At 71.4% G+C, this 23,222-nt stretch carries 22 protein-coding genes; 11 read left to right on the top strand and 11 right to left on the bottom strand.

Features of this window, described 5'->3' with window-relative positions:
• The first annotated feature begins 50 nt into the window (after positions 1 to 50).
• The 4 genes from test1122_RS26010 (at position 51) to test1122_RS25995 (ending at position 4,632) form a co-directional block, all read left to right on the top strand.
• The gene (locus test1122_RS26010) at positions 51 to 911 is read left to right on the top strand and encodes an alpha/beta fold hydrolase (protein ID WP_232271607.1); all 861 of its coding nucleotides are present in this window, start codon (positions 51 to 53) and stop codon (positions 909 to 911) included.
• Between the two features lie 154 nt (positions 912 to 1,065).
• Positions 1,066 to 2,655, top strand: coding sequence for an alkaline phosphatase D family protein (locus test1122_RS26005; RefSeq protein ID WP_232271606.1), 1,590 nt, complete (start codon positions 1,066 to 1,068; stop codon positions 2,653 to 2,655).
• 14 nt (positions 2,656 to 2,669) lie between these two features.
• Positions 2,670 to 3,182, top strand: a complete 513-nt coding sequence (locus test1122_RS26000) for a DUF1990 family protein (RefSeq protein ID WP_232271605.1) — start codon at positions 2,670 to 2,672, stop codon at positions 3,180 to 3,182.
• A gap of 88 nt (positions 3,183 to 3,270) precedes the next feature.
• Entirely contained in the window at positions 3,271 to 4,632 is a 1,362-nt protein-coding gene (locus tag test1122_RS25995) for a GNAT family N-acetyltransferase (protein ID WP_232271604.1), read from the top strand.
• Here test1122_RS25995 and test1122_RS25990 read toward each other — a convergent pair.
• Complete coding sequence (locus test1122_RS25990; protein WP_232271603.1) at positions 4,580 to 5,770, bottom strand: trans-sulfuration enzyme family protein; 1,191 nt, start codon at positions 5,768 to 5,770, stop codon at positions 4,580 to 4,582. The genes test1122_RS25995 and test1122_RS25990 overlap by 53 nt on opposite strands.
• A gap of 59 nt (positions 5,771 to 5,829) precedes the next feature.
• On the opposite strand from test1122_RS25990, the gene test1122_RS25985 reads away from it, so the two are divergent.
• Positions 5,830 to 6,318, top strand: a complete 489-nt coding sequence (locus tag test1122_RS25985) for an Lrp/AsnC family transcriptional regulator (RefSeq protein WP_232271602.1) — start codon at positions 5,830 to 5,832, stop codon at positions 6,316 to 6,318.
• 67 nt (positions 6,319 to 6,385) lie between these two features.
• Positions 6,386 to 8,080 (top strand): DUF885 domain-containing protein, encoded by a 1,695-nt coding sequence (locus test1122_RS25980; RefSeq protein WP_232271601.1) that lies wholly within the window; start codon positions 6,386 to 6,388, stop codon positions 8,078 to 8,080.
• A gap of 42 nt (positions 8,081 to 8,122) precedes the next feature.
• On the opposite strand, the gene test1122_RS25975 is transcribed toward test1122_RS25980, so the two are convergent.
• Genes test1122_RS25975 through test1122_RS25965 form a run of 3 tightly spaced genes read right to left on the bottom strand, consistent with a single transcriptional unit; the run spans position 8,123 to position 12,988 of the window.
• Complete coding sequence (locus test1122_RS25975) at positions 8,123 to 11,140, bottom strand: AAA family ATPase (protein WP_232271600.1); 3,018 nt, start codon at positions 11,138 to 11,140, stop codon at positions 8,123 to 8,125.
• A complete protein-coding gene (locus tag test1122_RS25970) occupies positions 11,137 to 12,303 on the bottom strand; it encodes an exonuclease SbcCD subunit D (RefSeq protein WP_232271599.1) in 1,167 nt (388 codons plus the stop codon). The genes test1122_RS25975 and test1122_RS25970 overlap by 4 nt, the downstream gene beginning before the upstream one ends.
• Positions 12,304 to 12,361: 58 nt before the next feature.
• Positions 12,362 to 12,988 carry a YigZ family protein gene (locus tag test1122_RS25965; RefSeq protein WP_232271598.1) on the bottom strand — a complete coding sequence of 209 codons (627 nt, stop codon included), beginning with the start codon at positions 12,986 to 12,988 and terminating at the stop codon, positions 12,362 to 12,364.
• 68 nt (positions 12,989 to 13,056) lie between these two features.
• Here test1122_RS25965 and test1122_RS25960 point away from each other — a divergent pair, with 68 nt between their 5' ends.
• On the top strand, positions 13,057 to 13,464 hold the full coding sequence (locus test1122_RS25960) for a CoA-binding protein (RefSeq protein WP_232272077.1): 408 nt from the start codon (positions 13,057 to 13,059) through the stop codon (positions 13,462 to 13,464).
• Between the two features lie 7 nt (positions 13,465 to 13,471).
• Here test1122_RS25960 and test1122_RS25955 read toward each other — a convergent pair whose 3' ends face one another.
• The gene (locus test1122_RS25955) at positions 13,472 to 14,044 is read right to left on the bottom strand and encodes a helix-turn-helix domain-containing protein (RefSeq protein ID WP_232271597.1); all 573 of its coding nucleotides are present in this window, start codon (positions 14,042 to 14,044) and stop codon (positions 13,472 to 13,474) included.
• 105 nt (positions 14,045 to 14,149) lie between these two features.
• On the opposite strand from test1122_RS25955, the gene test1122_RS25950 reads away from it, so the two are divergent.
• Complete coding sequence (locus test1122_RS25950; protein WP_232271596.1) at positions 14,150 to 15,016, top strand: EamA family transporter; 867 nt, start codon at positions 14,150 to 14,152, stop codon at positions 15,014 to 15,016.
• Between the two features lie 149 nt (positions 15,017 to 15,165).
• On the opposite strand, the gene test1122_RS25945 is transcribed toward test1122_RS25950, so the two are convergent.
• Entirely contained in the window at positions 15,166 to 15,921 is a 756-nt protein-coding gene (locus test1122_RS25945; RefSeq protein ID WP_232271595.1) for an acyltransferase, read from the bottom strand.
• 124 nt (positions 15,922 to 16,045) lie between these two features.
• Here test1122_RS25945 and test1122_RS25940 point away from each other — a divergent pair, with 124 nt between their 5' ends.
• A complete protein-coding gene (locus test1122_RS25940) occupies positions 16,046 to 16,585 on the top strand; it encodes a gamma carbonic anhydrase family protein (RefSeq protein ID WP_232271594.1) in 540 nt (179 codons plus the stop codon).
• Between the two features lie 12 nt (positions 16,586 to 16,597).
• Here the strand turns inward: test1122_RS25940 and test1122_RS25935 are convergent, their stop codons facing one another.
• From test1122_RS25935 to tuf, 4 genes are all read right to left on the bottom strand, one after another.
• Positions 16,598 to 17,266, bottom strand: a complete 669-nt coding sequence (locus test1122_RS25935) for a DedA family protein (RefSeq protein ID WP_232271593.1) — start codon at positions 17,264 to 17,266, stop codon at positions 16,598 to 16,600.
• An 86-nt stretch (positions 17,267 to 17,352) separates the two neighbouring features.
• Positions 17,353 to 17,805: a DUF4442 domain-containing protein gene (locus tag test1122_RS25930; RefSeq protein WP_232271592.1), complete on the bottom strand. Its 453-nt coding sequence runs from the start codon at positions 17,803 to 17,805 to the stop codon at positions 17,353 to 17,355.
• 90 nt (positions 17,806 to 17,895) lie between these two features.
• Positions 17,896 to 18,738, bottom strand: a complete 843-nt coding sequence (locus test1122_RS25925) for a spermidine synthase (protein WP_232271591.1) — start codon at positions 18,736 to 18,738, stop codon at positions 17,896 to 17,898.
• A 58-nt stretch (positions 18,739 to 18,796) separates the two neighbouring features.
• Positions 18,797 to 19,972 carry an elongation factor Tu gene (gene tuf / locus test1122_RS25920; RefSeq protein ID WP_232271590.1) on the bottom strand — a complete coding sequence of 392 codons (1,176 nt, stop codon included), beginning with the start codon at positions 19,970 to 19,972 and terminating at the stop codon, positions 18,797 to 18,799.
• A gap of 258 nt (positions 19,973 to 20,230) precedes the next feature.
• Here tuf and test1122_RS25915 point away from each other — a divergent pair, with 258 nt between their 5' ends.
• Together test1122_RS25915 and test1122_RS25910 are read left to right on the top strand one after the other, a co-directional pair.
• On the top strand, positions 20,231 to 21,022 hold the full coding sequence (locus tag test1122_RS25915; protein ID WP_232271589.1) for a TVP38/TMEM64 family protein: 792 nt from the start codon (positions 20,231 to 20,233) through the stop codon (positions 21,020 to 21,022).
• 87 nt (positions 21,023 to 21,109) lie between these two features.
• Positions 21,110 to 21,991, top strand: a complete 882-nt coding sequence (locus tag test1122_RS25910; RefSeq protein ID WP_232271588.1) for an undecaprenyl-diphosphate phosphatase — start codon at positions 21,110 to 21,112, stop codon at positions 21,989 to 21,991.
• On the opposite strand, the gene test1122_RS25905 is transcribed toward test1122_RS25910, so the two are convergent.
• Positions 21,964 to 23,181 carry an MFS transporter gene (locus tag test1122_RS25905; protein ID WP_232271587.1) on the bottom strand — a complete coding sequence of 406 codons (1,218 nt, stop codon included), beginning with the start codon at positions 23,179 to 23,181 and terminating at the stop codon, positions 21,964 to 21,966. The genes test1122_RS25910 and test1122_RS25905 overlap by 28 nt on opposite strands.
• Positions 23,182 to 23,222 lie beyond the last annotated feature (41 nt).

Genomic DNA, 23,222 nt, shown 5'->3' with positions numbered 1-23,222 from the left:
CTGACAGGGTGTCGATGAAATTGACGTCCCGTCGCGACAAGGAGCTTGTGATGACTGGTCCCGTGTCCTTCGTTTGTGTCTCACCCGCCGGACGGCCCGACTTCACGGTGGCCTATGAACGGCGCGGTGCCGGTGAGCCCTTGGTCCTGCTGCACGGGATCGGACATCATCTGCAGGCGTGGGAACCGGTGACGAGCGCTCTCGCCGCCTCGTACGACGTGATAGCGCTGGATCTGCCGGGTTTCGGCCAGTCACCGGCGCTGCCCGATGGCTACGCCTATGACCTGGGCACGGTGGTTCCGCTGCTGCGGGAGATATGCGCGGCGCTGGGCGTGGACCGGCCGCATGTCGCCGGGAATTCACTGGGCGGTCTGCTGGCGCTGGAGCTCGGCCGCGAGCGGCTGGTGCGCTCGGTCACCGCGCTGTCCCCCGCCGGGTTCTGGACGGAGCCGGAGCGGCGCTACGCCTTCGGCGTGCTGAGCGGGATGCGTATCGGGGCGAGTGCGCTGCCCCCGCCGGTGGTGGCGCGGCTGGCCCGTACGGCGGTCGGGCGCGCCGCGATAGCCGGCGCCATATACGCCCGGCCCGGCCGCCGTTCGGCCGAGGCTGTCATCGCCGAGACCCACGCGCTGCGGGAGGCGCCCGGATTCGAGCCCACCCTGGCGGCCGGGCGGCGGCCGGGCGTGGTGTTCTCCGACAATGTGCCGGATGTCCCGGTGACGATCGGCTGGGGTACCCGTGACCGACTGCTGTTGCCCCGTCAGGGAATACGGGCCAAACGGGCCATACCGGGTGCCCGGCTGGTGCGGCTGCCCGGGTGCGGGCATGTGCCGATGAACGATGATCCGGCACTGGTCACCCGGGTCATTCTCGACACGGTGCGCGCACCGGCCCTGGTCCGGGCGGCGTAGGGACGCCGGGCCGCGGCTGTTCCCGGGGCGGGTTCGGCTGACGCACACGCGTTTGTCACGAGAATGCCGTCCTGCGTTGGGCCTGCCCGTGTTCCTGCCGTGTTCCATGGGAATCCCGGTTCCATGGGAATCCCGCAGCACAGGAGGCTCGTTTATGACACAGGGCGGCTCGTCCATCGCTGCCAAGCCTGGTCGGCGCGCGGTGCTGCGTGGCTCGCTGGCCACATCCGCGGCGCTCACACTGCCCGCCGCGCTCATCGGTTACGCGCCCGCGCAGGCGCTGACGGGGCGGCCCGGTGCACGCTGGGGGGTTCAGGCCGGCGATGTCACCTCCTCGTCCGGGCTGGTGTGGGTGCGCTCCGACCGGCCGGCCCGGATGGTCGTCGAGACATCCGCGACCGAGTCGTTCCGCGATCCGCGGTGCTGGCGGGGTCCCCTGATCGGCCCTGGCACGGACTTCACCGGGAGGACCGTGCTGCGTGGGCTGCCGCCGGGTGAGCAGATCCACTACCGGGTGCTGCTCAGCGACCCCGGGGACCCGCGGCGCATGGGTGAGCCGGTGTACGGCACCTTCCGTACCGCACCGGCCGGGCGCCGGGCAGGGGTGCGTTTTCTGTGGTCGGGTGATGTGGCGGGGCAGGGCTGGGGCATCAATCCGGACCGTGGGGGCTTCCCCGTCTTCGAAGAGATGCGGCGCCTGGACCCGGACTTCTTTCTGCACAGCGGCGATACGGTCTACGCGGACAACCCGATCGAGCCGGTGGTGCGGCTCCCGGACGGCGGTGTCTGGCGCAATGTCACCACCGAGGAGAAGTCCAAGGTCGCCGAGACGCTCGCCGAGTTCCGGGGGAATTTCCGCTACAACCTGCTGGATGAGAATCTGCGGCGGTTCAACGCTCAGGTGCCCTCGATCACCCAGTGGGACGACCATGAGGTGGTCAACAACTGGTATCCGGGCGAGATCCTGGACGATGACCGGTATACCGAGAAGAGCGTGGAGGTGCTGGCCGCCCGTTCGCGGCGGGCGTTCAGCGAGTACTTTCCGCTGAGCACGCTGCCGCCGGAAGACGAGGACGGCCGGGTGTACCGGGTGGTGCACCACGGGCCGCTGCTTGATGTCTTTGTGCTCGATATGCGCACCTATCGCAACGCCAACTCGCCGGGCCGCCAGCCGCAGGAATCCCAGGGCGTCCTCGGTGAGCGGCAGCTGGCCTGGCTGAAGCGGGCGCTGTCCCGGTCGCGGGCGGTGTGGAAGGTGATCGCCTCGGATATGCCCCTGGGACTGGTCGTCGCGGACGGGCCGGAGAACTTCGAAGCGATCGCCCAGGGTGATCCGGGTGCCCCGCTGGGCCGGGAGCTGCAGATCGCCGAGCTGCTGCGGCACATCAAACACTGGCGGATCACCGGCACGGTGTGGTTCACGGCCGATGTCCACTACACCTCGGCGCAGCACTACGACCCCTCGCGGGCGGCCTTCAAAGACTTCGCGCCCTTCTGGGAGTTTGTGTCCGGGCCGCTCAACGCGGGCGGTTTCCCCGCGGTGAAGCTGGACGCCACCTTCGGCCCTGAGCAGTCCTTTATCAAGGCGCCAGCCGAGGCCAACGTGCCGCCCAGCAAGGGCGGGCAGTTCTTCGGCCAGGTCGATATCGACGCAGAGAGCGGCGAACTGACGGTGCGGCTGCGCGAGGAGGGCGGCGCGGTGCTGTTCACCCAGGTGTTGCAGCCGGGCCGGGTCGGGCAGTGAGCGATACTCGGCTGGTGACGGAAGACTTCAGCTACGCCGAGACCGGGGCGACACAGCGCGGCGAACGGCCGGCCGGATACCGGCACCTTCACGTCCGTACCCGTCTCGGCGCCGGCGAGGGCTGTTTCCGGACCGCGGCCCGTGCCGTGCTGGAGTGGCGGATGCACCGGGCGATGGGTGTGACCGTCGACGCGGACGCTGAGCAGGCGGCTGAGAGTGTGCGCGTCGTGGTCGGCCTGGGTGTCGGATGGCTGCGGGTGCATGGCCCGTGCCGTGTGGTGTGGGCCGTCGAGGAGGAGCGTCGCGCCGGTTTCGGCTACGGCACCCTGCCGGGCCATCCCGAGGTCGGGGAGGAGGCGTTCGTCGTCAGCGCGGAGGAGGACGGTTCGGTGTGGCTGACCGTGAGCTCGTTCAGCGTGCCCGGGGTGTGGTGGACCCGGGCTGCGGGACCGCTGATCACCCTCTTCCAGCGGGCCTACGCACGACGCTGCGGCCGGGTCCTGCGACACCTCGTACAGAGTGGTTGAAACGGACACAAGAGATCCAGATCCCCCTTAACCCATCGGTCACAGTTCGTTCGTGATCAGGCAACACCCATGGCCCAAGGTGGCGAGCATGGCTGATTCCTCTGCTCGCACACCCGCACTCCGGCGCCACCACTGGCGCCGTGACCTCGTCGAACTCGCGGCGCTTTTCACCGCGGTCACCGTAGCGGACAGCGTCGCCAAGACGGTTCTCAACGGGCGGGACGGCCCCGTGCTGCTCATCGCCTCCGCCGTCGTACTGCTGGCGACGGCCGGGTTCCACGCCTGGTGGGCACGGCGTCATACGCATGCGCCGCCGCCCCTCGATACCAGCACCGCGACAGCGGACGAGCGACGCCCCGAGCCGGGTGGCGAGACGGTGCTGTGGCGGATGCGGACGACCGTACGTGACGAACCCGGCTCCCTGGCCGCGCTCTGCACCCAGCTGGCCGACCGGCGGGTGGACATCCTGGCGCTGCAGACCCATCCACTGGGCGAAGCGACCGTGGATGAGTTTCTGCTGCGCACGCCGCGGTCACTGGAGCCACAGGAGCTGACCCGGCTGGCGGCCGCCGGGGGCGGTGAGAACACCTGGCTGGAGCGGGCCGACGCGCACGATCTGGTCGACGCGCCCACCCGGGTGCTCGGCATGGCGACCCGTACCGCGCTGGACACCTCAGAACTGCCGCTGGCACTACGTCAGTTGCTGGGCCGCTGCACGATCCGTTCGCTGCCCGCCAGCTCGCTGAGCGGAGCGCCACTGGGTGAACCGGTACCGGCGGAAGGGGCGCTGGAGGAGACGGTGCTGCGGCTGCCGGACCCGGCCGGTGGCTCCATCGTCATCGAGCGGCCCCAGCTGCCCTTCACCCCGACCGAGTTCGCCCGCGCCCGGGCGCTGGTCGAGCTGGACGCCCGGCTCGGTCAGCGGGTGCCACGGCGCCGGGACGTGCTCAGCCTTCCGGCGGGCAACGCGATCACGGTTCGCCGGGCCGACACCCGGGATCTGGCCGCCGCCCGGGCGATGCACGAACGCTGCTCGGACCGTACCCTGGCGATGCGCTACCACGGCCCGGTCAGTGACGCGGACCGCTACCTCGGGCATCTGCTCTCCCCCCGGTTCGGCCGCACGCTCGCCGTGGAGACGGCCCCGGGTCGGCTCGTGGCCCTCGGCCATCTGCTGTGGGACGGGGATGAGACCGAGGTGGCCCTCCTCGTCGAGGACGGCTGGCAGCGCCGGGGGATCGGCGCGGAGCTGCTGGGGCGGCTGGTCGCACTCGCCGTGGAAGCCCGGTGCGAGAACGTGTACGCCGTCACCCAGTCCTCCAACACCGCCATGGTCGCCGCGATGCGCGGTCTGGGGCTGCCGCTGGACTACCAGATCGAGGAGGGCACCCTGGTGATCAGCGCCCGGCTGGCTGCGGTTCCGGCCGCCGCTGGGACGGAAGGGCGCTGAGGGCCGTATCCAGGTCGGCCCACAGGTCATCGGCGTCCTCCAGGCCGACGGACATGCGCAGCACCTTCTCGCTGATGCCGCCGGTGCGGCGGTCATCCTCGGCGACGATCCGGTGGCTGATCGAGCCGGGGTGCTGGATCAGGGTGTCGACGCTGCCGAGACTGACCGCCGGAGTGATCAGCCGCACTCCGGCGATCACCTCGTGCGGATCACCGTGCACCTCGAAGGCGACCATGGCGCCGCCGAGACTGGGGTAGTGGACCCGGGCGATCCGCGGGTCCGCCGCCAGCCGCCGTACCAGTTCGGCGGCCGTCGCGGACTGCGCCCTGACCCGTATGGGCAAGGTGGACAGACCCCGCAGCAGCAGATAGCCGGCGAGCGGGTGCAGCACACCGCCGGTGGCGAAGCGGACCTGGCGCAGTTGCCGCGCGAGCTCCTCATCGCAGGCGATGACGCCGCCCAGGACATCGCCGTGCCCGCCCAGATACTTGGTCGCGCTGTGCAGCACCAGCCTGGCACCGTGTGCGGCCGGGCGCTGCAGCACCGGGGTGGCGAAGGTGTTGTCGGCCAGCAGCGGCACCGAACCGCAGGACTGGGCGAGGGCCGTCAGATCCAGCTCGGCCAGGGTCGGGTTGGCCGGGGTCTCCACCATGACCAGGCCGGTATCGGGGCGGATGGCCCTGGCGATCCCGGCCGGGCCGTCGGCGGGGTCGGCCCAGGTGACCTCGGTGCCCAGCAGCCCGCCGCTGAGGAGATGGTCGCTGCAGCCGTACAGCGGCCGTACCGCCACCACATGCCGGAGCCCGGCCGATCCGCGTACGAGCAGGACGGCGCTCAGGGCCGCCATGCCGCTGGCGAAGGCGACCGCGGACTCGGTGCCCTCCAGCCGGGCGAGGGCCCGCTCGAAGCGGGCCACGGTGGGGTTGTCCAGACGGGCGTAGACGGGCGGCCCCTGCGGCAGGGCGCCGGTGGCGGCGAACTCGTCCAGGCGGGCGGCCTCGGCCCGGCTGTCATGGGAGGGGTACGTGGTGGACAGATCGAGGGGGGCGGCGTGCAGGCCCAGCGCGGCGAGGTCGTCGCGTCCGGCGTGCACAGCCTCGGTGGCCAGGGACCTCGGTGAACGATGCGTCGTCTCCATGGCGGAATACTGAACACGCGCCGCCCGGCCGCGGCGATCGGCCGTGCTACGTTCGGCCAGTGGCTGATTCTGTAAGTCTTGATCCGGTCGATCTGGAGATTCTGCGGCTGCTACAGAACGATGCCCGGACCACCTACCGCGACCTTGCCGCCACCGTGGGAGTGGCCCCTTCGACCTGTCTGGACCGGGTGGGGCGGCTCCGGCGCAGTGGGGTGATTCTCGGACATGAGCTGCGACTGGATCCGGCCAAGCTTGGGCGCTCGCTGGAGGCGCTGCTCTCGGTGCAGGTGCGCCCGCACCGCCGGGAGCTGATCGGGCCGTTCGTGGAACGGATCCGGGCGCTGCCGGAGTCCCGGGCGCTGTTCCACCTGGCCGGTCCGGACGACTATCTGGTGCATGTGGCGGTGACCGGGACCGCTGATCTGCAGCGGCTGGTGATCGATGAGTTCACCTCGCGCAAGGAGGTGGCCCGGGTCGAGACCCGGCTGATCTTCCAGCAGTGGTCCTGTGGCCCGCTGCTGCCGCCACCCGCCCCGTCAGGATCGTAAAACCCGTCAGGATCGTAAAATCCTATGTCGGTGACGCGGCGGGGCCATTCGTATGAAGATGGTCCGCATGTCCGAAGCCATGAACTCCGCACCACTGCCGCGTCAGGTCGCCGACGCCTATGTCGACGCGCTCGTCGAGCTCGATCCGATCGAGGGAACGTATCTCGGTATCCCCGAGTGCGCCGGCCGGCTGCCCGACTACTCACCGGCGGGCCAGGAGGCCATCGCCGCGCTGGCCCGCGCGACCTTGCGGCGGCTCGCCGAGGCCGAGGCACGGCCGGGCGGTGACAGCGACGCCGAACGGCGCTGCGCACGGCTGCTGCGCGAGCGGCTGACCGCGCAACTGGCCATCCATGACGCGGACGAGAGCCTGCGGGCGGTGAGCAATCTCCACTCCCCCGTGCACGCGGTGCGCTCCATCTTCACCGTGATGCCGACGGCGACGGATGAGGACTGGGCGGCCATCGCACAGCGGCTGTTCGCCGTGCCCGCGGCCCTGGAGGGGTACCGTGCCTCGCTGACCGCGGGGCTGGCGAAGCGGCTGCCGGCCGGTCCCCGGCAGGTGACCACGGTCATCGGGCAGTTGGGCGCGTGGACAGGCAACGGCGCCGGGGAGAGCTGGTTCGCCACCTTCGCCGCTGAAGGGCCGCAGCCGCAGCGGGCCGAGCTGGCTTCGGCGGCCCGTGCGGCGACCGCCGCGGTGGGCGCGTTGCGGGACTGGCTGCGCGAGGAGTACGCACCGGGGATCGTGGGCGCTCCGGAGACCGTGGGCCGGGAGCGCTACGCGCGCTGGGCGCGTTACTGGAACGGTACCGATCTGGACCTGGAGGAGGCCTACGCCTACGGGTGGGCCGAATACCACCGTATCCACGCGGAGATGCGGGCCGAGGCAGCGAAGGTCCTGCCGGGTGCCGCGACTCCCTGGGCGGCGTTGCGCCATCTCGATACCCATGGCGAGGCGGTTGAGGGCGTCGATGCGGTCCGGGAGTGGCTCCAGACCATCATGGACGAGGCAATCGAGGCGCTGGACGGCACACACTTCGAGCTGGCGGCCCGGGTCAAGCGCGTCGAGTCGATGATCGCCCCGCCGGGCAGCGCCGCGGCGCCGTACTACACACCGCCGTCGCTGGACTTCTCCCGTCCGGGACGCACCTGGCTGCCCACCATGGGCGAGACACGCTTCCCGGTGTATGACCTGGTCACCACCTGGTACCACGAAGGGGTGCCGGGCCACCATCTGCAACTGGCCCAGTGGGCCCATGTCGCCGAGGATCTGTCCCGCTATCAGACGACGGTGGGCGGCGTCAGCGCCAATATGGAGGGCTGGGCGCTGTACGCGGAGCGGCTGATGGATGAGATGGGCTTTCTGACCAACGCGGAGCGCCGGCTGGGCTATCTGGACGCGCAGATGATGCGCTCGACACGGGTGATCGTGGATATCGGTATGCATCTGGGACTGCGGATCCCGGCTGACTCGCCGTTCCACCCGGGTGAGCGGTGGACGCCCGAGCTGGCGCAGGAGTTCTTCGGGACGCACAGCGGGCGTCCGGCGGACTTTGTGGAGAGCGAGCTGGTCCGCTATCTGGGGATGCCGGGGCAGGCGATCGGTTACAAGCTGGGGGAACGCGCCTGGCTGCAGGGGCGGGAAGCGGCCCGCAGAGCCCATGGTGACGGCTTTGACGCGAAGACGTGGCATATGGCCGCGCTGTCACAGGGCTCACTGGGGCTGGACGATCTGGTGGCGGAGCTGTCGGCTCTCTGACCGTCCGCCCCCGCCCCGCCCCCGTCCCCGTCCCCGGATGCCTTACCCGCTCCCCCGCTGCCGCACCGCCGATCCCGACCGGCGCTTCACCACCTCCAGCTGGGCGGGGACGCGCAGCCGCAGATCGGCGACATGGCTGACGATGCCGACGCTGCGGTCGCGGTCGCGCAGTGAGTCGAGGACTTCCAGGACCTCGTCGAGGGTCTGCTCGTCGAGGCTGCCGAAGCCCTCGTCGATGAAGAGGGTGTCGAGTCGCATGCCGCCGGCCTCATCGCTGACCACATCGGCCAGGCCGAGGGCGAGGGCGAGGGAGGCGAAGAAGGTCTCGCCGCCGGAGAGGGTGGCGGTGTCGCGCTCATGGCCGGTCCAGGCGTCCACGACATGGAGTCCCAGTCCGGAGCGGGCGCCCCGGCTGGCCCGCTCGTCGGAGTGGACGAGGGTGTACCGGCCCGCGGACATCTGCTGGAGGCGGACGCTGGCCGCGGCGGCGACCTGTTCCAGCCGGGCGGCCAGCACATAGGACTCCAGGCGCATCTTGCGTTCGTTCTCGGCGGAGGTCCCGGCGGCCAGACCCGCGAGCCGGGCGATGCCGTCGTGCTCGCGGCGCAGCGGTGCGAGGCCGCGGGCGTCGGCCTCGGCCTGGATGGAGAGCCGGTCGAGGTCGGCGCACCGGGCGCGGGCGGCGGCGTCGGCGGCGTCGGCCGACCGCTGGCGCCTGGTGGCCTGGTCGGCTTGCTGCCGCGCGGCGTCCGGGTCGGCGGGCGGCTGCCCGGCGGCGGCCTGCAGCTCGGGGTCGGCGAACTCGGCGGCCAGCGTCCGCTCCTCGGCCTGCCAGTCATCGAGGCGGCGTTGCAGCTCGCGCTGCCGGTCCGCGGTGAGCGCCGCGTCGGCTGCCGCCCGTGGGGTATCGAAACCGGCCCGGTAGGCGGCGTTGGCCAGTTGGGCGTCCGCCTCCTTCAAACGCAGCGCGGTGGTCTCCACCCGCGCTGCGGCCCCGGCCGCGTCGGCGAGGGCACCGGCCAGCCGTTCCAGGGTGGCGGCCTGTTCGGCGACGGTCACGGCGCCCCCCTTGGCCTGGCTGATCTCCCGGTCCAAGGCGGTCTGCTCGCGCAGCAGTGTCTCGCGCTGTGAGGTGCGGGCGGCGCTGCGGCGTCCCGCGTCACGCTGGGCGGCGAGCCGTTCGGTGTGTTCGCGCTCGGCGCGTTCCAGGGTCTCGCGCGCCGCATGGGCGTCGGCGGCCGTCTGCCGGGCGGTGGTGTGCTCGGTCTCCAGCGCCTCGGCGGTGGCGGCGAGTTCGCTGATGGGCGCTTCGCCCGCTTCGGCGGCCGAGAGCGTGAGGGCTTCGCGCAGGGAACGCAGGGTGTTCTCGGCGCGTTCGCGGCGTTCTTCGGCCAGCTGATAGGCGGTCAGCGCCGCTTCCTCGGTCTGCCGGTCGATGTGCCCTTCGCCCGTACGGCCCGGGTCAGGGTCGGGGTGCTCAGTGGATCCGCAGACGGCGCAGGGCTCGCCGTCGCGCAGCGCGGCCGCGAGCTCGGCGGCGATACCGCGCAGCCGGCGGTCCTTGAGGTCGAGCCAGTGCTCATGGGCGCTGGCGGAACGTTCGCGGGCGTGCAGGAGGGTGTCCTCGGCCGTGCGGACTTCGCTGTGCAGCCGGTCGCGCCGCCGGGCGGCGTCCAGCCGGTGCCGGGCGGGGGCGAGCTGACCGGCGAGTTGTTCGGCCCGGGTGGCGGCTTCCTGGGCGCGGTTGACGCGCTGCTGGTGGGCCTCGCGCAGGGTGCTCCAGCCGGCGAGCCAGTCCTCGGCCTCGCGCAGCAGATCGTCGTCGGCGCCCGCCTCCCGTTCCAGGGCCGCCAGTTCAGCGGTGATGGCCGCGCTGCGCTGCTCGGCCCGGCGGGCGGCGGCCAGTGAGCCGAGCTCCTGGCGGGTCTCGCGCTCCCGCGCGGCCAGCTGCTCGCCGGGGGCCTGCGCGAGGTGAGCGGGCAGCCGGTGGCGGGCGTGCTGCTCGGCGGCGGCGGCCTCCCGGTGCTCGGTGGCGGCGGCCTCCCGTATGCGGAGGGCCGGGGCGACCGTGTCGGCGGCGCGGGCGCGCTCCAGGTGGGCCCGGGCCTGTGCGCGTTCGCCGGACCGTGCGGCCAGCGCCTTGGCGCGCTGCCGGGCATCGGCGTGCCGGCGCTGGAGGCGGGCCAGGTCCCGGGCGTCGGTGAGGCGCTGCTGTGCCATGCGGTGCGCGGCTTCGGCGGCGTGGGCGGCGTGGGCGGTGATGGCGCGGCGTTCGCGGGCGTCGGTACGGGCGATGGCGGCCCACTCCAGCACGGCGTCGGCGAGTCCGGGGTCGCCGGGGACCAGCTCGGGCAGGGGGTGGTTGCCCACGCCGTCCCCGCTGTCGGCGGCCTGCTGCATGCGGTGGGCGAGCGTGAGCAGCCGCTCGTCCGCGGCACGGACCCGCTGCTGGGCAGTGCCACGCAGCTCGGTGAGGTGCCGTTCGACGGCGGCGAAGCGGCGGGTGTCGAAGAGGCGGCCGAGCAGCTGGCCGCGCTCCTCGGCCCCGGCGCGCAGAAAGCGGGCGAAGTCGCCCTGCGGGAGCAGCACGACTTGGCAGAACTGGTCGCGGCTCATGCCGAGGAGCTGGCCGATCTCCTCGCCGATCTCCTGGTGGGAGCGGCTCAGCGCCCGCCACTGGCCGGTGGCCGGATCGTACTCGCGCAGCCAGGACTGTGCTTTGCCGGTGGTGAAGCCGCTGCCGCGCCGTTTGGGCCGGGGCTGCTCGGGGCGGCGGGTGATCTCCAGCCGCCGCTCGCCGAGGGTGAGGTCCAAGATGACCTCCGTGGGCGTGCCGGCGGCCGCGTGATCGCTGCGCAGCCTGCTCTGTCCCTGGCTCTGCCGGGCGCCGGGCACACCCCCGTACAGCGCGTAACACACGGCGTCCAGCACGGAGGTCTTACCGGCGCCGGTGGCTCCGTGCAGCAGGAAGAGCCCCGCCGTGGACAGCGCGTCGAAGTCAATGTGCTGTGTGTCCCCGAAGGGTCCGAAGGCGGTGAGGGTGAGGCGGTGCAGTCTCAACGGGGCACCTCTGCCAGGGTGCTGTCGGCGCGGACGGTGTCGAAGGCGGCGGTGAGCACGGTGCGTTCCTGGGCATCGGGGCCCCGCCCGGCCCGGACATGGGCGACGAAGTCCTCGGCGATCTGCCGGTCGGTGCGGCCGCGCATCCGCTGGGCGTAGGAGACCAGGGGGTCGTCGGGCGACCGCTCGGGCTCGAAGGCGAGGCTGAGCACATGCGGGAAGCGGGCGGCCAGCCGGGCCATCGGCTCCGCTGGGCGGACCGGGTCGGTGAGGGTGGCCTCGACCCAGCACTCCTCGTGCCGCTCCAGCCCGGGATCGGCCAGCAGCTCAGCGAGCCGTCCGCGGATCCGGGCCAGCGGGCGCGGCACCGGGCAGTCCACGCGCTCGGCGTGCACCTGGCCACAGGCGCCGAGGTCGACCAGCCACATGGACTTGCGGTGCTGGGCCTCGGAGAAGGAGTAGGCGAGCGGCGAACCGGAGTACCGCACCCGGTCGGTGATGGTCTGGCAGCCGTGCAGATGGCCCAGTGCCGTGTAATGGACACCGTCGAAGACGGTGGCCGGGACGGAGGCGACCCCTCCGACGGTGATGTCGCGTTCGCTGTCGGACGGTTCGCCGCCGGTGACGAAGGCATGGGCGAGAACGACGGAACGGGTCCCGGCGGGGCGGTCGGCGAGATCGGCGCGCACCCGGTCCATGGCGGCGCCGAGGACAGCCGGATGCCCGGCCCGCTCGGCACCGAAGTGGTCACGGACCAGGGCGGGTTCAAGATAGGGCAGACCGTAGAAGGCGACCTCGCCATGGTCATCGGCGAGGACGACGGGGGTGGCGCAGCCCGCCGGGTCCGTACGCAGGTGGATGCCCGCCTGCCCGATGAGCCGGGCGCCGACGCCCAGCCGCCGGGCTGAGTCGTGATTGCCGGAGATCATGATGGCGGGGACGCCCTGCGCCGACAGGCGGTGCAGGGCGTCATCGAAGAGATCGACGGCGGCCAGCGGCGGCACGGCCCGGTCGTAGATGTCCCCGGCGACGAGCACCGCGTCGACCCGCTGCTCGCGCACGGTGGCGATGAGATGGTCGATAAAGCTCTCCTGGGTGGCCAGCAGGCTCACCCGGTGAAAGCTCCGGCCCAGGTGCCAGTCGGATGTGTGCAGCAGACGCATGGTCCATGACCCTAAGCCCAGCCACTGACAGCGTGCGCCGCCTCCCGGGCATCGGGCTTCAGAGCGTTCCGTACGCCTCTGCGCCGAGCTCGGTACGGGCCGTTCCCGCGGTGCTGTCGGCGAGCCAGGCCCGGAAGGCGCCGAGGCCGGATTCGGGCAGTGCGAGCTCGATGGTGACCTCGGCGCCGTAGCGCACGTCGCGCACGGAGCGCCCGGTGGACCGCAGTTCGTTCTCGAGCTTGCCCGCCCGCTGGTGGTCGACGGTGACGCTGACCAGCCGGAACCGCTGCCTGGTGACAGTGCCCAGGGTGTCGAGGGCTGCGCCGACCGCGCCGCCGTACGCGCGGATCAGTCCGCCCGCGCCGAGCTTGGTGCCGCCGAAGTAGCGGGTGACGACCGCCACCGCATAGCGGACTTCGCGGCGCAGCAGCATCTGGAGCATGGGAACTCCGGCGGTACCGCCGGGCTCGCCGTCGTCGCTGGCCTTCTGGACGCCGCCGTCGGTGCCGAGGACATAGGCGTAGCAGTTGTGGCTGGCGGCCGGGTGCTCTTCGCGGACGCGTGCGACGAAGTCCTGCGCCTCCTGCTCGGTGGCGGCGGGGGCCAGCGCGCAGATGAAACGCGAGCGGCTGACCTCGGTCTCGTGCACGCCCTCACCGGCGACCGTCACATATCGCTCCTGCATCCGGCCACCCTATGCCGCCCGGCGCGGCCGCCGGGAATGACCCGGTGGGGGTGCTGGTTGAGCGGGATATGTACGCGGACGCATCGACGGTACGCAGGATTCTGACCTCGGCGGGTGACACCTGGGCGGTGGTCGGCCTGTCGAACAACACCGGGCGCGCGGCCTATGGCGTGGCCCAGGTCCTGCGGGGCTTCGGGAAGCGTGTGGTGCCTGTCCATCCCAGGGCGGAGACGGTGCGGGGGGAACGGGGCTACGCGACGCTGGCGGAGATCCCCTTCCCGGTGGATGTTGTCGATGTGTTCGTCAACTCCGAGCTGGCCGGGCAGATCGCGGACGAGGCGGTGGCGATCGGGGCGAAGGCGGTCTGGTTCCAGCTGGGAGTGATCGACGAAGCGGCGTATGAGCGCACCCGTGCGGCCGGGGTGGAGATGGTGATGGACCGCTGCCCCGCGATGGAGATTCCCCGGCTGGGCTGAGGGGCGGTCAGCCCGGGGCCGGGACGGAGACCGCCAGGGTCATCTCGACGGGCTGGTCGCCGTCGTTGCGGTAGCCGTGCGGGACATGGGATTCAAAGGAGGCCGAGGTCCCGGCGGGCACCTGATGGTCCTCGCCGTCCACCGAGAGGGTGAGCACGCCCGCCCTGACATGGAGCAGTTCGGTTGTGCCGACCGGGTGCGGGTCGGAGGTACTGCTGTCGCCGGGCATCAGCCGCCAGGACCACAGCTCCAGCGGGCCGGGGGCCTCCGCTCCGGCGAGCAGGGTGCTGTGGCTGCCCGCCTCCGTGGACCACAGTCGTACCGCCTGTTCGGCGGGCACGATGCGTACCTTCGGCTCCTGGTCGTAGTCGAGCAGGCTGGTGATGCTCACGCCGAGCGCGTCGCCGACCTTCACCACGGTGCCGACGCTGGGGTTGGTACGGGCCTGCTCGATCTGGATGAGCATGCCCCGGCTGACTCCGGCCCGGGCGGCGAGCGCGTCCAGGGTGAAGCCGCGCTCCGTGCGCAGCCGCTTGAGATTGCGGGCGAGCGACTGCGTGAGGTGGTCGAGGTCTGTCACGGGCCCCCTCCAAGGGCATCAAATATTTTGCATAAGAGAGTGCAATATGCTGCACTACGGTGTGCTGGACTCAATCGTTCAACATACTGTACTGCGAGGTGCCCGATGACCGCCGTTCTAGCCCTGGCCACCAGCCTGATGTGGGGACTGGCCGACTTTGGCGGCGGGCTGCTGACCCGGCGTATGTCAGCGCTGACGGTCGTCGTGGTCTCGCAGATCCTGGCCGCGGCCGTGCTGGGCGCGATCGTGATCGCGACGGGCGGCTGGAGCGAGTTCGGCCCCCAGCTGTGGTTCGCCGTCGCGGCGGGCGTCGTCGGCCCGATCGGCATGCTCGCCTTCTACCGTGCGCTGGCGCTGGGCCCGATGGGCGTGGTCTCCCCGCTCGGCGCGCTGGGCGGTGTGGCGGTGCCCGTCGGTGTCGGGCTCGCGCTGGGCGAGCGCCCCGGGTGGCTGCAGATCACGGGCATCCTTGTCGCGGTGACCGGGGTGGTGCTGGCCTGCGGCCCACAGCGGGGCGGAGCGCCGGTGCCACGGCAGACGATCGTGCTGACGCTGGTCGCGGCCTTCGGCTTCGGCTCGGTGATGGCCCTGATCGAGCACGCCTCGACGACCATGGCCGGACTGTTCCTCGCGCTGTTTGTCCAGCGGGTGCTCAATGTCATGGTCGGCGGCGCGGCGCTGTTGGTGCAGCTGCGCCGTGGGGTGCCCGCCCTGCCGGGGGACGGCTGGCCCGCGCTGCGCGCCGCGGTGCCCGCCCTGGCTCTGGTCGGGCTGGCCGATGTGGCGGCCAACGGGACCTATATGCTCGCCGCCCAGAACGGCCCGGTCACGGTCGCGGCGGTGCTCGCCTCGCTCTACCCGGTCGTCACCGCACTCGCCGCGCGCGGCATGCTCCAGGAGCGGCTGCGTGCGGTCCAGGCGGCGGGCGCGGGACTGGCCCTGGCCGGGACCGTACTGCTGGCCACGGGCTGAGCCGGTGGCCACGGGCTGAGCCGGCTAGATCCGCTTGATCGCGTAGACCAGCAGCGCCAGGGCCTGCAGCGCCACGATGGAGACCAGCAGAATCCGCAACAGACGGGGATCCACGGGCGGTGCACCTCCGGGCTCCGGCTCCCGGCCGGTCAGTGATCGGCTGCTGGGTCCAGTGTGCCCGGTGCGGACCGCTCCGTATCAAGTTCCGCGAGCGCCAGCAGTTCCTGTGGGCTGATCCCCTCCGGCACCGGCACCGGCGGCGGGGTACGCAGCGGTGGCCGCCAGCCCTCCTCGGGGTCCCAGCGCCGTACGACCTTGGCCGGGGCACCGGCGACCACCGCGTGATCCGGCACCTCGCCACGTACCACCGACCCGGCCGCCACCACCACATTGCGGCCCAGCCGCGCCCCGGGCAGCACCACCGCGCCATGCCCGAGCCAGCTGCCCGCACCGATCTCTACCGGCGCGGTGCGCGGCCACTGCTTGCCGACCGGGGCGTGGGGGTCGTCGTAGGAGTGATTGGTCGAGGTCACATAGCAGTACGGGCCGCAGAAGACGTCATCGCCAATCGTCACCTGCGTATCGGCGATGAGATGGCTGCCGCGACCCAGGACCACGCCGTCGCCCAGCCGCAGAATGGTGTCCGGGCCGAGGTCGAGATCCGGCATCATCCCGGCGGTGAGCGTCACCTCCGCGCCGATGACACAGTGGTCACCGAGCTCCATCCAGGGGGTGCCGAAGACAGTGCCCTGCGGGAAGGCGAGCCGGGTGCCGGTGCCGATGCGGCGGAAGGCGTACGGGCCCGGCCGCTCGGCGGTGACGGCGCCCGCCTGCTGCGCCCAGCGCCAGGTGCGGTGCACGGCCCGGGAGAGCAGCGCGGAGAAGGCGTTCCGGCTCGATCGCACGGGATCACCGTAATCGGCACGCCAGCCGGTTGGCCCACGGGTGTGCTGTGATCTTTACCCCACACCATCGCTTACGGTGCGGGGAGAGGCGCGATGAGCACACCGAGAGAAGTGAGCGACGAAGATGGTGCAGCGAGCGGTGATAGCGGCTGTGGGCGGCAAAGAGCCGAGGGTGCACGCGGACGCCTATGTGGCCCCGGCCTCCGTGGTGGTCGGCGAGGTGTCACTGGCCGCGGGGGCCAGCGTCTGGTACGGCGCCGTGCTGCGTGGTGACTGCGGCCCCATCGACATCGGGGCGGACAGCAATATCCAGGACAACTGCACCGTGCACGTCGACCCGGGCTTCCCGGTCAGCGTCGGGGAGCGGGTCTCCGTGGGGCACAACGCGGTGCTGCACGGCTGCACGGTGGAGGACGATGTGCTGGTCGGCATGGGGGCCACCGTGCTCAACGGCGCTCGCGTCGGCGCCGGTTCACTGATCGCCGCGCAGGCGCTGGTGCCGCAGGGCATGGAGATCCCGCCCGGCTCGCTGGTCACGGGGGTGCCCGCGAAGGTCAAGCGGGAGCTGACCGCTGAGGAGCGCGAGGGCATCAAGGTGAACGCGGCGATGTACCAGGAACTGGTCCGCACCCACCAGGAGTCACCCGGAGACGGCCGTCGCTGACGTCCTGGCCGCTCAGTCGGCGACCGAGACGGTGTCCCGCGCCGTCTCGGTCCCGGCGGCGGACTTGGCGGCACGCCGGGCCGCGGACTTCTTCGCGCGGCGCTTGACGATCCACATCGAGCAGACACCGGCCAGCACCGCGATGATCAGGCCGATCCAGGAGAAGCGCTTGAGCCATTCCTCCGCGACCACCCCGGCGTAGTAGACAACGGCGGTCGTGCCGCCCGCCCAGAGGATTCCACCGGGCACATCGGCGCACAGGAACTTCCAGTACGGCATCCGCAGTACGCCCGCGAGCGGCCCGGCGAAGATCCGCAGCAGGGCGACAAAGCGGCCGAAGAACACCGCCCAGGCGCCCCAGCGCTCGAAGGAGCGCTCGGCCGACGCGATGTTCTCGGGCGAGAAGTGCTTGGGGAACTTCTTCCCGAGCCAGCCGAAGAGGGGCCTGCCGCCCTTGCGGCCGATGAGATAGCCCAGCGAGTCACCGACGACGGCGCCGATGGTGGCGCAGATACCGATCCACACCGGGTCGACATAGCCCTGCGAGGCGAGCAGCGCGGAGCTGACCAGGATGATTTCGCCGGGCAGCGGCACCCCGAGCATCTCAATCAGAATGACCGCGGTGACCAGCGAGTAAATCGCCAGCGGCGGAATCGTCTCCAGCCAGCCCTGGATGTCCAACGCCGCTTCCTCCCCGTACGTGTGCTGTCCCGGCGTGCGCCCGGGTACAGGGACACACGCCGGGAAGCCTAACCGATCAGCGCCAGTCAGCTGTTCGGCCGGAGCGTCCAGACGATCGTCATCTCTCCGGTGACAGCGCCATCCTCACGGGTGATGGCCACATTCACCGGAAATTCCGGCCGCTCCCCCGCGTCCAGCTCCTTGACGACATCGGCGGCGGGCCGGCCGAGCTCGGCGGTGGCGGTGACAGGGCCCATGGCGAGCTTCTTGTAGCCGATCTCAGCGCGAACGGCGAGCGGGACGGCGCGGGAGAGCTGGTCGCCGAAGGCGGCAAGAACGATCGCACCACTGGCGGACTCGGCGAGCGTGAACATCGCTCCGGCGTGCGGGCCGCCGACGTGGTTGTGATATTCGCTCTGGTCCGGGAGACGGACCACGGCGCGCTCGACCGTGGTCTCGGTGAAGTCGAGGTTAAGGGTGCGGGCCATCGGCACGGTGGCCGCCAGCATCTCGCCGATTGAGGGCAGGTTCTCTGACATGCCCGAACATTACCAACGAGTAGCTTCAGGGTGGGAGGAGCGGTGGTGGCGTGCGAGGGCCGAAAGCGGCCGGGCCGGGGCGGGAACCGGTCAGCCGAGGGTGAAGGCGCCGTCCGGGGGCTCGGGGGAGGGCACCGCCGCACCGTCCTGAACGGGCTGGGCGTCTCCGGTCAGACGCTCCAGCGCGCAGCCGTGCTCGACCCGGGCCGGGAAGGCGTCGGCGGCGGCGCGCCGGGCGATCTCGGCCACCGGCAGCTCCGCCTGGGAGCCGGCCAGGATCGTATTGCCGAAGCGGCGGCCGCGCAGCACGGTGGGCTCGGCGATCAGACACAGCTGTGCGAAGACCGCGCCGAGGGTGGCGAGTTGCGAGCGCAGGAAGCCAAAGGGGGCGCGGTCGGCGAGGTTGGCCACATAGACGCCGTGCGGCCGCAGCACGCGGGCGGCGGCGCGGGCGTACTGCACGGTGGTCAAATGTGCGGGGACTCGGGTGCCCCCGAAGACATCCGCGATCAGGACATCGACGGAGGACGGCTCGGTGGCCTCCAGCGCGGCACGGGCGTCGGCGGCCCGCACCGTGATGCCCGAGCCGTCCGGGAGCGGAAGGTACTCGTTGACCAGTCTGATCAGCTGGCGGTCCGCGTCCACCACCCGCTGGCGCGATCCGGGGCGGGTGGCCGCGGCGTAGCGGGGCAGGGTGAGCGCGCCGCCGCCGAGGTGCAGCAGATCGAGCGGGCCTGGACCGGCCGCCGTATCGAGGACATGGGCGAGCCTGCGGGCGTACTCGAACTCAAGGTGGGTGGGGTCATCGAGGTCCACATACGACTGGGGCGCGCCGTCGACCGTGAGCAGCCAGGCGTGGGCGTGGTCGACATCGGGCAGCAGTCTGGCGATGCCCTGGTCCACGGCCCGGATCACGGGTATCGGTTCGTCCACCCTCCTATTGTCGCGGTGTCCCGGCCCACGGGCGTACCCGGAGGCCGGGACGGGCGGGTCAGTCGTCGGCCACGGCCGTGACGGTCCCGGCCCCGACGGTGCGGCCGCCTTCCCGGATGGCGAAGCCGAGACCCGCCTCCAGCGGCACCGGGTGGCCGAGCTCGACCGTCACGGTGACGGTGTCGCCAGGCCGGGCGGCGCCCAGCGCGCCCAGCCCGAGACGGCCGACCACATCCGCGGTACGGATGTAGAACTGCGGCCGGTAGCCGCTGGTCACCGCGGTGCGGCGGCCGCCCTCCGAGGCGGACAGCAGATAGACCTCGGCGGTGAAACCGCGCCGTGGGGTGACGCTGCCGGGCGCGGCGACGATATGGCCGCGGCGTACGGCGTCGCGCGGCACTCCGCGCAGCAGCAGCGCGACACTGTCCCCGGCCTGCGCCTCCTCCATCGTGCGTCCGAAGGTCTCCACGCCGGTGACCACGGTCTCCACCCCGGCACCGAGCACCTGCACCCGGTCGCCGGTACGGACCGTTCCGCGCTCGACGGCACCGGTGACGACGGTGCCGCGCCCGGTGATGGTGAGCACGTTTTCCACCGGCAGCAGGAAGGGGGCGTCCACGTACCGCTCCGGCGTCGGCACATAGGTGTCGACGGCGTCCAGGAGCGCCTCGACGGCGGCCGTCCAGCGTGGCTCACCGTCCAGTGCGCGGAGCCCGGAGACGCGTACGACCGGCAGGGTGTTCCCGGCGTAGCCGTGTGCGGTCAGCAGCTCGCGGACCTCCAGCTCGACCAGGTCGGTGAGCTCGGGGTCGCCCGCGTCGGCTTTGTTGAGGGCGACGACGATGTGCTCAACGCCGACCTGCCGGGCCAGCAGTACATGCTCGGCGGTCTGCGGCATGACGCCGTCGAGGGCGGATACGACCAGGATCGCCCCGTCGAGCTGGGCCGCGCCGGTCACCATGTTCTTGATGAAGTCGGCGTGGCCGGGCATGTCGACATGCGCGTAGTGCCGGGTGCCGGTCTCGTACTCGACATGCGCGATGGTGATGGTGATGCCCCGCGCCGCCTCCTCCGGAGCCCGGTCGATGCGGTCGAAGGGCACGTAGGTGCCGGTGCCACGGTCGCTGAGCACCTTGGTGATGGCGGCGGTGAGCGTGGTCTTGCCGTGGTCGACGTGGCCCATCGTTCCGATGTTGAGGTGCGGCTTGGTGCGCACGTAGGCCTGCTTGGACATGGCTGCTTCCTCATGGCTGTGGTGTGGTGCTGGACCCCGGGGCTTGGCCGACCCTCCCCCTGTGGGGTCCCCTGGACGGTCCGGGAAGGGTCAGCGTCGGGCGCCGTCGGCGGCCACGAAGAAGAACGGGAAAGCGGCAGCCTTCAGCGCGTCCGCGACTGCGGACGGTGCTGTGGTGAAGGCGTACCGGAACATGGCCATGATGATCGCGCGGTCAACGGGCCCGCGTCGAACGGTTTTCCCGGCGGCCTCGTGCGGATGCGGGAGCCACCACCTGATAGCCGCCGGAACGTCACGTCCGTCGGTTACTCTCCATCGGTGCCCGCCGCCGCTACGCAGCCCCTCAGACGCCGTCCTGCCTGTGCTCGCTGCACCGGGGGGCTGCTCTCCCCCTGGGCCCGTCTCAGCCTGCTCATCATGTTGCTCACCGCGGCTGCGACGGCCTTTGTGCTGTACGAGCCGCAGCGGCTGCTGACCGAGCAGTGGGCGGTCCGGCTGTCCGGCGGCGCGGCTGTGGTGATCTTCGCGGTGGCGTACGGGGTGTGCACCGCGGCGTTCGCGCCCAGGCCGGTGCTGAATCTCGCGGCGGGGGTGCTGTTCGGGACCCCGGCCGGAACCACGTCCGCGTTGGCCGGGACGGTCCTGGGTGCGGGAATCGCCTTTGGACTGGGGCGGTTGCTGGGTCAGGACGCGCTGCGTCCCCTGCTGCGCGGCCGCTGGCTGGCGGCGGGTGACCGGCAGCTCAGCCAGCACGGCTTCCGTGCGGTGCTGGTGCTGCGCCTGGTACCCGGAGTGCCGTTCGCGGCCTCGAACTACACGGCCGCTGTGTCCCGGATGAGCTGGCTCACCTTTCTGTCGGCCACGGCGCTGGGCAGCGTACCCAACACCGTGGCCTATGTGGTCGCGGGCAGCCGCGCGACAGCACCGACCTCGCCCGCCTTCCTCGCCGCCTTCGGTTTTATCGCGATCACGGGTGTGGTCGCCGCCGTCATCGCCTGGCGCAAGCGCGGACAGTTGCGGGCAGCCGCGCACCCTGATCCCACCCGCTAACCCCACCCGCGCGGCGCACCGGTCCTGGACTGGCCATAGCATCTGATCCGAACTGCCCGACGATCACAAGGACGAGCGCAACCCGACATGTCTTGGTTTGAGTCATTCATTCTTGGGATCGTCCAGGGGCTGACCGAGTTCCTGCCGATCTCCTCCAGCGCACATCTGCGGCTCACAGCCGTGGCCGCGGGCTGGGAGGATCCCGGTGCGGCCTTCACAGCCGTGTCTCAGATCGGTACCGAACTCGCCATCCTCATCTTCTTCCGCAAGGACATCGCGCGCATCATCACCGCATGGTCCCGGTCGCTGACGGACAAGGAAGCGCGCGGTGAGCTCGATGCCCGGATGGGGTGGCTGGTGATCGCCGGCTCCATCCCGATCGGGGTGCTCGGGGTCATCTTCAAGGACTCGATCGAAGGGCCCTTCCGCGATCTCCGGCTGATCGCGCTGAGCTTTGTCGTGCTCGGTATCGCACTGGGCGTCGCGGACCGTATCGCGGAGCGGGCGGAGAACGGCGGCCGGCACCGGGCCGCGAAGCCGCGCAAGGAACTGGCTCAGCTGAACGTCCGGGACGGCGTGCTCTTCGGCCTGTGGCAGGCGCTCGCGCTGATCCCCGGGATGTCCCGCTCCGGCTCGACGATGACCGGCGGGCTGTTCCTCGGCTATAACCGCGCATCGGCGGCCCGGTACTCCTTTCTGCTCGCCATCCCGGCGGTGCTGGGGTCCGGAGCCTATGAGCTGAAGGAGATCGGCAATGATGCCGACCATGTCTCCTGGGGGCCGACGATCTTCGCCACGGTGGTCGGCGGACTCATCGGATACGCCGTCATCGCGTGGTTTATGCGCTTTATTGAGACCCGCAGCTTTATGCCGTTCGTCTGGTACCGGGTCGTCGTGGGTGTCGTCCTCCTGGTCCTGATCTGGCAAGGGGTGCTCAGTCCCTACGCGGGCCAGGACATCGGCGGCTGAGGCTGCGCGGCCACCCGCAGCCGGCGGCGGCCCGCGGCCGCGGCGATGGCGGCCACCGCCGCGCTGAGGACCGCACACACCAGAGCGCTGCGGCTGCTGCCCGCGTCGACCAGGAAGCCCGCGGCCGCCGTGCCTGCCGCCATTCCCACGGTCACCGCGCTGGACAGCCATGAGAAGCCCTCGGTCAGCTTCGTACGCCGCGCCAGCGACTCGACCAGGGCGTTGCCGGAGATCAGCATGGGCGATACGGCCATCCCCGCGAGGACCGCGCTCAGGGCCATCACCGGAATGGTCCGCGCGAAGACCAGGGGCACGGACAGCAGGCACAGGGCGATGGCCAGCAGGAGGAAACGCTCCGGCAGCGCGAACCGCCAGGACCGCACGCCGCCGTAGACGAGACCCGCGGCCAGGCTGCCCACCGCCACCAGTGCCAGCAGCACTCCGGCCGCTCCCGCTGATCCGCGCTCCGTCGCGAAGGCGACGATGCCTACGTCCACCGCGCCGAGAAAGACACCCAACGCGGCGTGCACGGTCAGCAGCGTGGCCACGCCCCGGGTGCGCAGCAGGGCTTCCCGGCGGCCGCGCTCCATGGTCCTTGAGCGGGGTGGCTCGGTACGGCGCGCCGCCGCGAGCCCCAGTGAGCCCATCGCGGTCAGGAGCAGCGCACCGGCCAGCCCCGCGGCCGGAAACAGGCCCACGGCCAGTGCGGTCACCAGGACCGGACCGAGTACGAAGATGGCCTCGTCCAGCACCGACTCCAGGGCGAAGGCGGCCGACAGCTGTGGGGTTCCGCCCACCAGCGCCGTCCACCGGGTCCGCACCAAAGACCCCAGCGGAAGCGCCGACCCCCCGGCGAGCACCGCCGCGCCGACCAGTGCCCAGGCTGGTCTCCCCTGCGTGGCCAGGACGATGAGGGCGGCCATCCCGCAGCCGTGCGCCGTCAGCGTCACCGGGATGACCGTGCGCTGACCATGCCGGTCCGCCGCCCGCCCCAGCACCGGAGCGGCCACGGCCTGTGCGAGGGTCAACGCCGCCGTCACACCACCGGCCAGTGCGTAGGAACCGGTCAGCAGCGAGATCATCAGCAGACAGCCGAGGCTCCGCATGGACATGGGAAACCGGCCCACAAAACCAGCGACCACAAAGGCGCGGGCACCGGGCAGCCGGAACAGCGGGCCATAGGTACGCACTCGGATGCCTTCCTTGTCCAGCCCCGCCCATGAAATATCCG

Source organism: Streptomyces gobiensis, from assembly GCF_021216675.1.
Taxonomy (GTDB): Bacteria; Actinomycetota; Actinomycetes; order Streptomycetales; family Streptomycetaceae; genus Streptomyces; species Streptomyces gobiensis.
The sequence above is the reverse complement of the archived record's forward strand: the minus strand, read 5'-3'. Positions and strand labels throughout refer to the sequence as shown.